The sequence below is a fragment of the Paraconexibacter sp. genome, assembly GCF_059438195.1.
In genome coordinates, this window is sequence record NZ_JBLKKY010000030.1 from 1 (window position 1) to 13,459 (window position 13,459).

Consider the following 13,459-nt stretch of genomic DNA (forward strand, 5'->3'; position numbering starts at 1 on the left):
CGTGGACGTCGGCCGGCGCGGCCGCGAGCGTCACCGCCGTGCCGCAGGCTCCGCAGCGGGCGAGCGGCACGCGGCCGCCACCGGGCTCCCCCGCGGCGCCGTCGCGCCACGGCGCGAGCCGGCCGCCGCACGCCGGACACGGCTGCCCCGTCCCGGTCACAGGACCTCGTACGTGACGCCGTGCTCGGCGAGAGCGTCGAGGAACTCGCGAGGCTCGTACGCCTCGGCGGGGGCGAGGCCGCCGGCGCGGTCGTACCCCGGCGCGGTCATGAGGCCGGCGGCGTGCGCGGTCGTCACCGCGGTGATCCCGTAGACGTCCGTGCCGCGCAGCACCGCCCGCCGCGTCTCGCCGCTCTCGGGGACGGCATCCGCGACGAGCGTGTAGGCCGCCCGCCGGCGCGCGTCCTCCGGCGGCCCCTCCGGGAGACGGCCGATGAGCTGGTCGAGACCCCGGCGCAGCGGCGTGCGGAGGGCGAGGACCGTGAGCGGGGTGAGGAGCGGGACGGCCTTCGCGAGCCGGGGATTCGGCGCGAACGTCGCGGCGGAGATGCGCGAGACGACCCGCGGCGTGTCGACGTGCCGCGGGACCGTGACGATCTCGCCGGAGGGGTACGGGGCGACCGGCGTCCGCCCGACGCCGGGGACGTCCGCCGTCTCGCCGAGCGGCATGCGCAGGGACGCGGGGCGCAGCTCGCCGTCCTCGTAGACGACCTGGTCGCCGCTCACCATGAGCAGCGCGCTGCGCATCGTCCCGCGCGTCGCGCCGAAGCCCTCGACGGCATAGGTGATGCGCAGCTCGCGCAGGCGCCCGAGCCCCTCCGCGGCGACCGCGCAGAGGAGGTCGCCGGGGAGGTAGTCGAAGCCCATCCCGCTCACGAGGGCGACGCCGGCGCGCTCGGCCGCCGGCCCGTGGACCTCGATCACCCGGCGGATGAACGACTGCTCCCCGGTCGTGTCGACGTAGTGGACGCCGGCCTCGACCGCGGCGCGCACCACCGGCTCGCCCACCTCGACGAACGGGCCCGCGCACGCGATGACCGCGCCGCACCCCTCGAGCGCCCGGCGAAGCGCGCCGGGATCGGTCGTCGCGGCGGGACGCACCGCGTCGGCCGGGAGACCGTGCTCGTCGGCGAGGCGCGCGAGCGCGTCCGCCGAGCGGCCGCTGACGACGACGTCGGCGCCGCGCCGGCGCAGCTCGGCCACGACGAGCTTGCCGGTGTAGCCGGTCGCCCCGTAGACGGCGATCGGCGCGGACGGAGGATCACTGGCGCTCATGCTCGCGATCGTAGTGGCCCGCCCCGGCCCGGCCGGGCGCCCGCCCGCGAGTCCCGCCCCTCCCCCGCTCGCTACGATGCCCGCGGTGCCGCCCTCCCCGACACAGCTCGCCTGGCGCGAGCGCATCGAGGCCGGCCTTCGCCTCGCCGCGCCCGCCCTCGACCTCCTCCTCGCCGCCGGCGACCGCGTCTCGCGCGTCGTCCAGCCCGAGCGGGGCGACGACGTCGCCGTCCGCCGCTCGCCGCGGACGCCGATCGGCCACGGGACCCAGGCGGGCGAGAACCTGGGTCGGGGAGACCGCTAGGTGCCGGAGCCCGCCGTCGACGAGACGGAGCTGCCGCCCGTCGAGGAGACGCTCGAGCGCGAGTCGCGCCGCGCGCGTCCCGCGGGCATCGCGGCGATCCTCGCCGGGATCCTCACCCTCGCGGGCGGGGTCGTCCTCGGCACGCTCCCGGACTTCCCGGAGGTCCTCTACCTCGACGCCCTCCGCGAGGCAGCGGGCGAGCGGGCCGGCGAAGAGGGCCTGCTCGTCGAGCAGCTGCGCTTCTACGACGAGAACACGCTCGGGTTCAACATCGGGAGCGCGCTCATCGCCCTCGGCGCGATCCTCCTCCTCCCGGCCTTCCTGCACCTGCTGCGGGCGATCCGGGCCCGGAACCCGCTCATGTCGAAGACGTGGATCCCGTTCGTCGTGGGCGGCCCCGTGCTCCTCGCCGTCGCGGCGCTCGCCCGGCAGGTCGCGATCACGATCAACGCGAACGACTTCTTCAACGGGACCGACCGCACGAGCGACGCGGCGAGGGACGCCCTGCAGGAGGGCGTCATCACCGTCGTGCCGCTCTTCGGCCTGCTCGGCAACCTCGGCGTCGCCGTCGGGTTCGTCGTCCTCTCGCTCAACGCGATGCGCGTCGGCCTCCTCACCCGCTTCATGGGGGTCCTCGGCGTCATCACGGGCTTCCTGCTCATCATCCCGCTCGCCGGGCAGGTCCCGGTCGTCCAGACCTACTGGCTCGTCGCCCTCGGCGTCCTGTTCCTCGGCTTCTGGCCCGGCGCCGGCATCCCGCCCGCCTGGCGGACCGGCCGCGCGGAGCCATGGCCCAGCCAGCAGGAGCTCCGGGAGCGCCGGGAGCGCGAGCAGGCCGCGAGCACGGACGAGCAGCCCGCGGGCGACGCGAGCGACCCGCGCGAGACGGCTCCTCCCCGGGGCGGGAACACCCCCGGACCGGCGACGGCGAAGCCTCATTCCTCCTCGAAGAAGCGCAGGCGCAAGCGGCGCTGACCCCGGCTCCGAGACCCCGTTTTCCGGTTGGTCTCGACGCCGCTGCAGCTGAAATTCCGCCCTTCCCGGGCAGTTTTCGACTACCTTCCTGGCACACCGGGCGGGGAGTGGGATCCCCGCATCCATCACCGGACACAGGCAGGGGTACTCATGACGATTCACGCGCAGGGTCTGCGACGTGGCGCCGGGACGGCGATCGTGTCCGTCGTTCTCGCTCTCTTCGGGGCGGCCACGGCCGCCCACGCCGACACGATCTATCCGACCGGGGGGGCGCCCACGGGCGGCAGCACCTTCGACGCCGGCCTCGACGGCTGGCAGGAGACCGATCAGGGCTGCGAGCTCCTCGTCGGGACCATCCCGGTCGACGTGCCGATCGTCTGCCAGACGGCGACGACGCACGCGGCCGCCGACGGCAACCCGCCCGGCAGCCTCGAGCAGAGGACGGAGGCGGTCGTCGACGCGCTCGACGTGCTCATCCCGGGCCTGCTCTTCAGCGGCACCACCGCCGCCCAGTCGCCCGCCTTCACGGTCGCCCCGCCGCCGGCCGGCGCCGCGATCACCGGCGCGACGCTCTCGCTCGACCGCCGTGCGTTCAGCGACGCGCTCCTCAACCTCGGCGGCAACGTCGAGTACACGGTCCGGATCGTGAGGACGTCGGGGACCGAGGGTCCCGCGACGATCGCTCTGCCGACGGAGACTCTCGACGCCCCGGGCGGGCTGATCCTGCCGGGCAGCCGGCCCGCGTTCGCGCGTCGCGAGGTCACGGTCCCCGTCGGGCCGACCGGCCTCGTCGCCGGCCAGTCCTACCGGGTCGTCATCGAGTCGGAGGCCCGTAGCGGGCTCGCGATCGGCGTCGTCGACGTCCGCGCGCAGTTCGACAACGTCAAGCTGCAGGTCGCCGACGGGACCCCGAACTTCGTCTCGCCGCCGTTCGTGCGGACCGACCAGGCGACGGCGGTCGACGCGACGACGGCCACCCTCAACGGGGCCGTCAACCCGCGCGGGAACCCCGCTGTCTACCGTTTCCGCTACCGGCCGGACACCACGGTCAACGCGGACGTGACGCCGGTGCGGGACGCCGGGGCAGGCATTCAGCTCGTCCCCGTGAACGAGCCGATCACCGGTCTCGCGACGTGCACGCGCTACCTGTTCGAGCTCGTCGCGAGCAACGGCATCGGCGACCCGCAGCCGGGCGGCACCCCGATCAGCGGCGGGCTGCGCGAGTTCGAGACCGACTGCCAGCCGTCGGCGACGACGCTGCCGGCGACGGGCGTCGGGCCGACCTCGGCGACGCTCAACAGCTCGGTCGACGCGAACGGCCGGCCGACGAAGATCCACTACGAGCTCGGCTTCGCCAGCCAGGGCACGTTCATCGGCCGCTTCCCGCTGCCCGGTGACGAGGTGCCGATCGGCGACGGCAAGGACGCCGTCAGCCCCAACAGCGTGCCGATCCCGAACCTCACCCCGGAGACGGCGTACATCTACCGCGTCGTCGCGGAGAACGACCTCGGGACCGTCCGGGGCAACACGGTGACGTTCACGACGACGGGCACCGGCGAGCAGGGTCCGGTGGGCGCGCCGGGCGCGCCCGGTCCGGCAGGCGCTCCGGGCGTGCCCGGAGCCCAGGGCATCCCCGGGATCCCGGGTGCTCCCGGGACCCCCGGCGCCCAGGGCCCGGCGGGCCCGCCCGGCCCGCAGGGTGAGTCCGTCGCCGGCCAGGGCCAGACGCTGGACCTCGAGTCCGGCGACAAGCGCGCGCTCATCCGGATCGACGCGAAGACGATCACGATGCCGACGGCCGGTCGCAACAAGGGCCGCCTCCGCGTGAGGATCTACTGCCGTCGTCGCGCCGTGAAGACGTGCGGCGGCGAGATGAAGATCCGCTCGCGCGACAAGATCAACCCGGCGAGCCGCGGCAGCCGGCCCAAGCGGCGCGTGACGTTCGAGACCGCGGCCGTCCAGCTCGACGAGGGCAAGGTCGGCTACGCGATCCTCCGGCTCAACGCGCAGCGCCAGGCCGTCCTCAAGCGGATCCGCCGCAACAACAAGAGCGGGTCGGTGCGGGTGAACGTCATCGTCACCGTCATCGACGCCGACAACAACCGGCAGAACGTGCGCGCGAGCGCGCGCCTGCGGGCGGGCCGCGACGACTAGCCGGTCCGTCACCTGACGAGCCGCGGGGCGGGCCTTCGGGTCCGCCCCGCGTCGTTCCGGGGGGGCTTCGCCCCCAGGTCCGTGACCGGGCTCGCCCGGCATCGCCGCGACCTCGCCATCTCGCCGGCCGCGGCTGGACACCCGGCGGCCCCGCCCGCGATGATCGGAGGTCTCACCGCACCCGAAGGAGATACCGCCCGATGGCCGACACCGGCATGACGCTCGAGCGCGAGCTCAACGACCTCCTCATGGTCGACACGTTCCCCGTCCCCCGCGACTTCGCCGAGCACGCGCGCATCCACGATCGCTCCGTCCACGAGGCGGCAGAGGCCGATCCCGTCGGATGGTGGGCCGAGCAGGCGAAGGCGCTGCACTGGTTCCGCGAGCCGACGCGCGCCCTCGACGACGAGAACCCGCCGTTCTACAAGTGGTTCGAGGACGGGACGCTCAACGCCTCGTACAACTGCGTCGACCGTCACGTCGAGGCGGGTCTCGGCGACCGGGTCGCCTTCCACTGGCACGGCGAGGAGGGCGAGACGCGCGCCATCACCTATGCGGATCTCCACCGCGACGTGCAGCGCTGCGCGAACGCGCTGAAGGACCGCGGCATCGGACGGGGCGACGTCGTCGGGATCTTCCTCCCGATGATCCCCGAGGTCGTCGTCGCGATGCTCGCGTGCGCGCGGATCGGCGCGCCGCACAACGTCGTCTTCGGCGGCTTCAGCGCCGAATCCGTGCGGGAGCGCATGGAGGTGAGCGAGGCGAAGGCCCTCATCACCGCCGACCACGCCCGCCGGAAGGGCAAGAGCGCGCCGGTGAAGTCCGCGGTCGACGAGGTGATGGCCGACCTCGGCTCGCTGCAGACGATCCTCGTCGTGCGCAACACGGGCGAGGACTGCCCGATGACCGACGGCCGCGACGTCTTCTACGACGAGGCGCTCGCCGCCGCGGACGCGGAGTGCGCCCCCGAGGCGCTCGACGCCGAGCACCCGCTCTTCATCCTCTACTCCTCGGGCTCGACGGCGAAGCCGAAGGGCATCCTCCACACGACCGGCGGCTACCTCACCGGTGTCGGCTGGACGCACAAGCACGTCTTCGACCTGCGGCCGGAGTCCGACGTCTACTGGTGCTCGGCCGACGTCGGCTGGGTCACCGGCCACTCCTACATCGTCTACGGGCCGCTCCTCAACGCGACGACATCGGTGATGTTCGAGGGGGCGCCCGACTACCCGCACCAGGGGATCTGGTGGGAGCTCTGCGAGAAGTACGGGGTGACGCTCTTCTACACCGCGCCGACGGCGATCCGGGCGTGCATGAAATGGGGCGCCGACAAGCCCGCGGCGCACGACCTCTCGTCCCTGCGTCTCCTCGGCACGGTCGGCGAGCCGATCAACCCGAAGGCGTGGCTCTGGTACCACAAGGTCATCGGCGGGGAGCGCTGTCCGATCGTCGACACGTGGTGGCAGACCGAGACGGGCCACATCATGATCACGACGCTCCCGGGCGCCCAGTACGGCAAGCCCGGCTCGGCGGGCACGCCGCTGCCGGGCATCGCCGCGGAGGTCGTCGACCAGGACGGCAGCCCCGTCCCCGACGGCACCCAGGGCCTCCTCACGCTCACGCGCCCGTGGCCGGGGATGCTGCGCACGCTCTACGGCGACGACGACCGCTACGTCGAGACCTACTGGTCGAAGTTCGGGCCGGAGACCTACTTCGTCGGCGACGCGTCGAAGAAGGATCCCGACGGCTACGTCTGGGTCATCGGGCGCGTCGACGACGTCCTCAACGTCTCCGGGCACCGCATGTCGACCGCCGAGATCGAGTCGGCGATCGTCTCGCACGGCAAGGTCGCGGAGGCCGCGGTCATCGGCCAGGTCGACGAGGACACCGGTCAGGCGGTCTGCGCGTTCGTCACGCTCGAGGGCGACCTCGAGGGGACCTCGGACCTCGAGGCGGAGATCCGCGAGCACGTCGCCCAGCGCATCGGCAAGCTCGCCCGGCCGAAGCGGATCGTCTGGTCCGACGACCTCCCGAAGACGCGCTCCGGGAAGATCATGCGCCGCCTGCTGAAGGACATCGCCGAGGGCCGCGCGCTCGGCGACGTCACGACGCTCCGCGACCCCGCGGTGATGTCGCAACTCCAGGAGAAGATCACGGAGGCGCAGGCGCAAGAGGACTGACGGGGCCAGAGCCTCCGGTCGGTCGACGGACAGCCATGCGGCGCAACGGTGCGTCCCCGCCTCCGGGGACGCACCGGTTGACGTGCGGCACGGCGCGCAAGAGACTCGCCCTGTCCCGACCGCCGGAGGAGAGGCCGCCGTGAGCACGACGCAGAAGACCTACGAGCAGGCGTGCGCCGAGCACGCCTGGGAGGTGCCGGAGCGCTACAACATCGCCGCCGACGTCTGCGACAAGCACCCGCCAGGGCAGACGGCGATGATCTTCGAGCGCTACGACGGCCAGCGCCGCCAGGTGAGCTGGGGCGAGCTGCAGAACCTCGCCAATCGCGCCGCGCACGTGCTGCAGGCCGCCGGCGTCGGCAAGGGCGACCGGGTCGCGATCGTGCTCCCGCCCTCTCCGGAGACGGCCGCGATGTTCTTCGGGACGTGGAAGCTCGGGGGGATCCTCCTCTCCATGAGCGTCCTCTACGGGGACGACGGCATCCGCCACCGGCTCGTCGACTCCGGGGCGACCGTCCTCGTCACCGACCGCGCGAACGTCGACCGGTTCGACGCCTCGCTCGTGAAGGAGGTCCTCGTGATGGACCGCGGCGACGGCCTCCTCACGCACGCCCCCTCGACCCCGGTCGAGCCCGACACCTCCGCCGACGACCCGGCGCAGCTCTACTACACGTCGGGGACGACCGGGCTCGCGAAGGGCATCCTCCACGCGCACCGCTATCTCCTCGCGCACAACGAGTTCGTCCACTGCCACGACGTCCAGCCGGGCGAGCGCTTCCACGGCATGGGCGAGTGGGCGTGGGCGGCCGGCATCGCCCCGCTCCTCGGCCCGTGGAGGCTCGGCGCGATCCAGGTCGTCTACCAGCGCGAGGGCGGCTTCGACCCGCACAAGCAGCTCGAGGTGCTCAGCCGCCACGAGGTGACGAACGTCTTCACGACGCCGACCGCGATGCGGTCGATGATGTCGATCCCCGACGCCGGCGAGCGGTACCCGCAGAAGTTCCGGGTCGTCTGCAGCGCCGGCGAGCCGCTCAACCCGGAGGCGATCCGGTGGTTCCGCGAGCAGTACGGGCTCACCGTCCTCGACTACTACGGGATGACCGAGAGCTACCCGATGGTCGCCAACTACCCGTGGATGCCCGTGAAGGAGGGGTCGATGGGTCGTCCGGTCCCGGGGTGGGAGATGGCGATCCTGGACGAGGACGGGCAGCCGGTCGCGCAGGGGGAACGCGGCGAGATCTGCCTGCGGGCGCGGACGAACCCGCATTACCCGCTCGGGTACTGGAATCGCCCCGAGGACACCGAGCGCGTCTTCGGCGGCGAGTGGTTCCACACCGGGGACGCGGCGAGCGCCGACGAGGACGGCTACTACTGGTACGAGGGCCGCGCCGACGATCTCATCATCGCCGCCGGCTACCGCATCGGGCCGTTCGAGGTCGAGTCCGCGTGCCTCGAGCACCCCGCCGTCGCGGAGGCCGCCGCGGTCGGCTCGCCCGATGAGCGCCGCGGCCACGTCGTGAAGGCGTTCATCGTCACGGCCTCGGGCCACGATCCCTCCGACGCGCTCGCCGAGGAGATCAAGGCGTTCGTCCGCGACCGCCTCAGCGCGTACGCGTACCCGCGCATCATCGAGTTCGTCCCCGACCTGCCGAAGACGCTCACGGGCAAGATCCGCCGCATCGAGCTCCGCCAGCAGGAGGAGCAGCGGCGAGCGACGTGACGAGCGGCCGAACCGGATTCCTCCGTGGCCCGGGCCACGGAGGGATCCGGTTCGGCGCGCCGGTGGTGCTCAGGCTCGGGCGTCGAGCTTCGCCTGCGTGCGCATCTCGGAGAGGATGCGCTCGAGGCGGGGCTCCTGCGTCGTGTCGACGTGGGTCATCGCCGCAGCGACCGCCGGGTGGACCGCCGCGATCTGCGCGTGCATCTCGTGCGCGACGGCGCGGTAGCTCGGGTGCCCCTCCCGCCCCGAGCGCAGCTCGACGAGCTGCATGGCCTCACGCGCGTTGAGGTCGAGGACGAAGCGGATGCGGAAGCCGAGGCAGAGGGCGTAGAGCGCCGCGCGCTCCTCGCCGGCGTCGTGGAGGCGCTGCCACTCCGCCCGGGAGACGTCGAGGGCGCGCCGGTACTCGTCGCCGCAGCCGGCGGCGTCGATCTCCTCCGGCACGCCGGCCCCGAGGTGGGGGTCGAGCGACTGCCACTGGACCGTGAGCATCCGGTGGCGCTGGAGGTCGCGGAACGCGCCGTAGTCGCTGACGATCTCGAAGCGGTACCGGACCGCCTCGAAGCCGCGGCCGGGACGGTGGCGCCGGTTGCGCCGCTCGCCGACGAGATCCGCGAGGAGCGCCGCCCGCTCGTCGGCCGAGAGCGCGGCGACGCGTGCGCGCGTCTCGTCCTCGGGCACCGCGGCTGCCTCGAAGAGCAGCGCCGCGAGGAGGGCGTCCTCGTCCCCGTCGACGTGGAGGAGGCGGACGGAGGGCCCCGCGCCCTCACCGGCCGAGGGCCGGTCGAGGCCCAGGCGCGCGACCCAGCGCTCCGCGGCCGTCGCGCGCTGCTCGAGGTAGGACACCCACTCCCCTCCGCGGTCGGGACGCTCGACGCGCGAGACGAAGCTCGGCATCGTCGCCTTCATCGCGTCGAGGATGCCCCGGCCGTACTCGCGCGCCTCGGGGAGCGGGTGCGCGAGGAGATGCAGGATGAGCTGCTCGTAGGTCTGGCCCGAGGCGTAGATGCCCATGTGGCTGAGCGAGGAGGCGGGCAGCAGACCGCGGAGGAGGTCGAGGGCCTTCGCCTTGATGGCACGCGCATGCGCGGCCGAGGGCTCGCCGTCCGGGGCCGGGAACGCGTCGTCGGCCCAGCCCACGACGCGGGGGAGGAGCGTCGCGTACGTCGAGAACAGGTCGTCCATCGCCCGCTCGTACTCCGGGCCGAGCGAGGCGTCGCGGTAGTAGCGGAACCGCGCGGGCCCACCCGGGCCGGGCTCGGGGTCCATCGGCGCGTCGTAGGCGATGTAGCGCGTCGACTGCTCGAGGTAGGCGCCGATCCGGGGCCGCTGGAGGACCTTCGTGAGGACGTTGGACACCCACTCGCAGGCGATGTGCGCGCCGCCGAGCTGCGCGACCGAGTCGTCGCCGTAGCCGACGAAGATCCGCTCGTAGAGGTCCGCCGCCCGACGGCCCTCCTCGCCGTCCCACGCGGCTCGCTCGGACCCGGGCAGCGAGCTCGCGAACTCGTCGAGGAAGAGGCGGCGAAGCGTGCCCGGGTAGCGCGAGTAGCGCGCGAAGAGGGCGCCTTTGACGGTCTCGGGCAGACCGACGAGCGCGAACACGGGCCGGTCCAGGTTCGTCACGTGCGGGGCGAGGAGCTCGCGCTCCTCGTCGGTGAAGGTCTCGACCGGGTAGTCCACGGGCCGGTGAGGCTAGCGCGCCGTCCGGGCGGCAGCCGAGCGGCGGTCGGCGGGCCGGGGTCGACTACGCTCTCCCGCGGTGCGGGGCCGGTCCGTCAGCGCGATCCTGATCACCGCGGCGGCTCTCCTCTCCGGCGCGGCGCCGACCGCATCCGCCGCCGGGCCGCTCCTTGGGGCCAACGTCGACCGCAGCGCCGTCGACCTCGCGATGCTCGCGCCGAACGGCTCGCAGGTCGTCTTCTCCGAGGTCCTCCCGAGCGGCGCCCGGGTCACGCTCGGCCGCGACGTCGCTCGCAACCCCGCGGGCGGGGTGGACGGCGCCGCCGAGCTGCTGCGCGCGGCGACGTGGAGCTGCGACCGCCTCGAGCGGACCTTCGTCGGCTCCGCCGCCACCCCCGCCGGGACGATCGTCGAGGCGGGCACGACCGTCCGGACCCCGAGCTGCCGCGACCGTCTCCTCGTCACCGCGCCGCGGCGGATCTCGCGCGGGGGCACGATGAAGACGACGATCCGCGACCGCTGGGGCCTCGGCGGCATCGACGTCGATCTGTGCGTGCGCCGCAAGGGCCGCGAGAAGCGCTGCCGGACCTTCGCGATCCCCGCGGGGACCTCGTCGGTCACCTCGACGCGCCGGGTGAGCCGGCGGACCGGCCTCATCGACATCGACGCGCGGCTCGGCCGTCACCACGTCCGCACGCAGACGGGCGTCGGCCGCACCGCGCCGCGGAAGAGCAAGCCGACGCTCCTCCTCACGGGCGACTCGATGATCCAGGGCATCGACTCCTTCGTCGCCGACCGGCTGCGCTCGCGCTACCGCGTGATCTCCGACACGCGGCCCGCCTCGGGCGTGAGCAAGCCCGGCGACTTCGACTGGCGCCGCCACGCGCGCAGCCAGGTCCGGCGCCACAGCCCCTCGGTCACGATGGTGTTCCTCGGCGCGAACGACCGCTTCGCGATGCCGCGCCCGAGCGGTGGCGAGGCGCCGTGCTGCACCGGTGACTGGGTGCGGGAGTACCTCCGGCGGATCCGCTCGATGGCGCGCACCTGGGCGCGCGACGGCCGCGGCCGGATCCTGTGGGCGACGATCCCGCCCCCGCGCGACCCTCGCTACGCCGCCGCGATCGGCGCCGTCAACGCCGCGATCGTCGAGCTCGCGCGCCGCGAGCCCGAGGTCGAGCTCGTGCGGCTCGACCGCGCGTTCAGCGACTCTGGACGCTACGTCGAGCGCATCGAGGGCGTCGACGTCCGCGACGCCGACGGGCTCCACCTCTCGGTCGCCGGCGAGCGGATCGCCGCCGGTGTCTTCGCCGACGCCGAGAAGACGGTCGGCGGCGGCTCCGGCGACTGAGCGAAGGTCCTCGCCGGGCCGGGCGTCTCGCAGGCTCCGCGTGCGGCCACGGCGCCGCAGCCGCGGGGGCGGGGCCGGGCGGCGGCCGGGGCCGGGGACTGGGGGGCCGGGGGCGAAATCAACGCGCGTTCGATTCGCTCCCGTATAGGGGGCGAAATCAACGCGCGTTCGATTCGCTCCCATATGGGGGGCGAAATCAACGCGCGTTCGATTCGTACCCCGGCCTCGGGCGCCCTCTCCCCGCGGGCGCCGGCCCGCCCGTCCCGTCGGACCGGGGAGCGGACCGAGATGTGCGACAGGCGCGCGTGCGACCTGAGAGGATCACCCGCCATGAGCATCACCCATCCGCGCACGTCCGCCGTGCGCCTCATCCTCCTCGCCCTCGCCGGCGTGCTGCTCCTCGCTGTCGCGACGCCCGACCCGGCCGCCGCGAAGAAGCCGAAGGTCCGCACGTGCGACATCGAGGACGAGGAGCGCGAGCTCGGACCGACGTACGTCACGAAGCTGCGGGTCCGCGGCACCTCGTGCCGGAACGGCGAGCGCGTCGTGAAGTCCTGGTACAAGTGCCGCCGCGCGAACGGCGGTGCCGACGGGAAGTGCAACAAGCGCGTCCGCGGCTACAAGTGCAAGGAGCGGCGTCGCAACGAGATCGACACGCAGTTCGACGCCACCGTCAGCTGCCGCAAGGGCAAGTACGGCTACATCATGCACCGCTACACGCAGTTCACGTAGCCGCACCGACGTCGAATCCCCAGCCGGCCGCCGCAACTTCGGCGGCCGGCCGTGTTCACAGCGGGTGACGTCATAACCAGGCCGAGCCGCCGCCGACGCACATCGGCGGCGGGCGGGGGACCCGACGGCGCGCCTCGGCGCGTCAGGGGCGAATCGCCGGCGACAGCTCCGGCGTAGCGCACGTTCCAGCGCGAGCCCGACAGCTCACCCCGCAGGCACGAGGAACGCGAGGTGAACGTGAACACGAAGACACGCCCCCGGCGGGGGATCGGCGCGCTCGGATGCGTGCTCGCCGCCGCCGCTCTCATCCCCGCCGCGCCGGCCGAGGCGCGGGACTTCGGCGACCGCACCCTGCGCAAGGGCCACAGCGGCTCCGACGTCCGCACGCTGCAGCGCTGGCTCACCGAGCTCGGCATCGAGACGAAGGTCGACGGCGAGTACGGCCCGGCGACCCTCCGGCGCGTCCGCCGGTACGAGCGGCGCGAGGAGCTGAAGACCGACGGGCGCGTCTCGCGCGCGCAGGCGAAGGGGATGGGCAAGAGGATCCGGCGCGCACGGGCACGCGAGGCGTCCGAGCCGCGCGCCGTCGACGCGCCGCTGCAGCTCACCCCCGGCCCGGAGGCCGTCATCGGGCCCGACGGGCGCACGGCGCTCGCGCCGGCAGCCGCCCCACAGCCGGTGAAGGACGCGATCGCCGCCGCGAACCGCATCACCGACAAGCCCTACCGCTACGGCGGCGGCCACGGGGAGATCGAGGACGACGGCTACGACTGCTCCGGCGCGATCTCCTACGCGCTGCACCACGCCGGCCTCCTCGAGGTGCCGCGCAACTCGACGGGCTTCAAGTCCTTCGGGTCGTCCGGCGAGGGCGAGTGGATCACGATCCACACGCGCAGCAGCCACGCCTACGTCGTCATCGCGGGCCTGCGCTTCGACACGTCCGGCCGCGGCGAGGAGGGCCCGCGCTGGCGCGAGGAGAAGCGCTCCTCGGACGGCTTCATCGCCCGCCACCCGAAGGGCCTGTAGGCCAGAGCGACCACCCCCGATCGACGAAACTCACGCCCAGCGTGAGTTTCGTCAGGTCGGAC

The 13,459-nt window shown here is 73.5% G+C and carries 10 protein-coding genes and 1 riboswitch; of the genes, 8 read left to right on the plus strand and 2 right to left on the minus strand.

The genetic code is table 11. From position 1 onward, the window contains the following. Positions 1-156 precede the first annotated feature (156 nt). Complete coding sequence (locus tag ACME2J_RS11650) at positions 157-1,275, minus strand: saccharopine dehydrogenase family protein (RefSeq protein WP_495545084.1); 1,119 nt, start codon at positions 1,273-1,275, stop codon at positions 157-159. 85 nt (positions 1,276-1,360) lie between these two features. On the opposite strand from ACME2J_RS11650, the gene ACME2J_RS11655 reads away from it, so the two are divergent. The 5 genes from ACME2J_RS11655 (at position 1,361) to ACME2J_RS11675 (ending at position 8,608) form a co-directional block, all read left to right on the plus strand. Further along, a complete protein-coding gene (locus tag ACME2J_RS11655; protein WP_495545085.1) occupies positions 1,361-1,579 on the plus strand; it encodes a hypothetical protein in 219 nt (72 codons plus the stop codon). After that, entirely contained in the window at positions 1,580-2,554 is a 975-nt protein-coding gene (locus tag ACME2J_RS11660; RefSeq protein WP_495545086.1) for a hypothetical protein, read from the plus strand. It begins immediately after the preceding gene. Between the two features lie 150 nt (positions 2,555-2,704). After that, a complete protein-coding gene (locus tag ACME2J_RS11665; protein WP_495545087.1) occupies positions 2,705-4,708 on the plus strand; it encodes a hypothetical protein in 2,004 nt (667 codons plus the stop codon). A gap of 200 nt (positions 4,709-4,908) precedes the next feature. Then, entirely contained in the window at positions 4,909-6,888 is a 1,980-nt protein-coding gene (gene acs / locus ACME2J_RS11670; RefSeq protein WP_495545088.1) for an acetate--CoA ligase, read from the plus strand. A gap of 139 nt (positions 6,889-7,027) precedes the next feature. Then, the gene (locus ACME2J_RS11675; protein ID WP_495545089.1) at positions 7,028-8,608 is read left to right on the plus strand and encodes an acetate--CoA ligase; all 1,581 of its coding nucleotides are present in this window, start codon (positions 7,028-7,030) and stop codon (positions 8,606-8,608) included. Positions 8,609-8,677: 69 nt separating this feature from the next. Here ACME2J_RS11675 and ACME2J_RS11680 read toward each other — a convergent pair whose 3' ends face one another. Beyond that, positions 8,678-10,291, minus strand: coding sequence for an FAD-dependent thymidylate synthase (locus ACME2J_RS11680; RefSeq protein ID WP_495545090.1), 1,614 nt, complete (start codon positions 10,289-10,291; stop codon positions 8,678-8,680). 79 nt (positions 10,292-10,370) lie between these two features. Between ACME2J_RS11680 and ACME2J_RS11685 the strand changes: the two genes are divergently transcribed. From ACME2J_RS11685 to ACME2J_RS11695, 3 genes are all read left to right on the plus strand, one after another. Further along, positions 10,371-11,639 carry a DUF459 domain-containing protein gene (locus ACME2J_RS11685; protein ID WP_495545091.1) on the plus strand — a complete coding sequence of 423 codons (1,269 nt, stop codon included), beginning with the start codon at positions 10,371-10,373 and terminating at the stop codon, positions 11,637-11,639. A 330-nt stretch (positions 11,640-11,969) separates the two neighbouring features. Further along, entirely contained in the window at positions 11,970-12,371 is a 402-nt protein-coding gene (locus ACME2J_RS11690) for a hypothetical protein (RefSeq protein WP_495545092.1), read from the plus strand. A gap of 69 nt (positions 12,372-12,440) precedes the next feature. Next, a riboswitch (cyclic di-AMP (ydaO/yuaA leader) is annotated at positions 12,441-12,604 on the plus strand. Beyond that, entirely contained in the window at positions 12,603-13,397 is a 795-nt protein-coding gene (locus ACME2J_RS11695; protein ID WP_495545093.1) for a peptidoglycan-binding protein, read from the plus strand. It overlaps the preceding riboswitch by 2 nt. Positions 13,398-13,459: the final 62 nt, after the last annotated feature.

What these genes read in the sequence shown, in the direction of transcription:
- ACME2J_RS11690 (WP_495545092.1), top strand. Translation starts at nt 11,970, where the DNA reads ATGAGCATCACCCATCCGCGCACGTCCGCCGTGCGCCTCATCCTCCTC.
- acs (WP_495545088.1), top strand. Translation starts at nt 4,909, where the DNA reads ATGGCCGACACCGGCATGACGCTCGAGCGCGAGCTCAACGACCTCCTC.
- ACME2J_RS11650 (WP_495545084.1), bottom strand. Translation starts at nt 1,275, where the DNA reads ATGAGCGCCAGTGATCCTCCGTCCGCGCCGATCGCCGTCTACGGGGCG.
- ACME2J_RS11665 (WP_495545087.1), top strand. Translation starts at nt 2,705, where the DNA reads ATGACGATTCACGCGCAGGGTCTGCGACGTGGCGCCGGGACGGCGATC.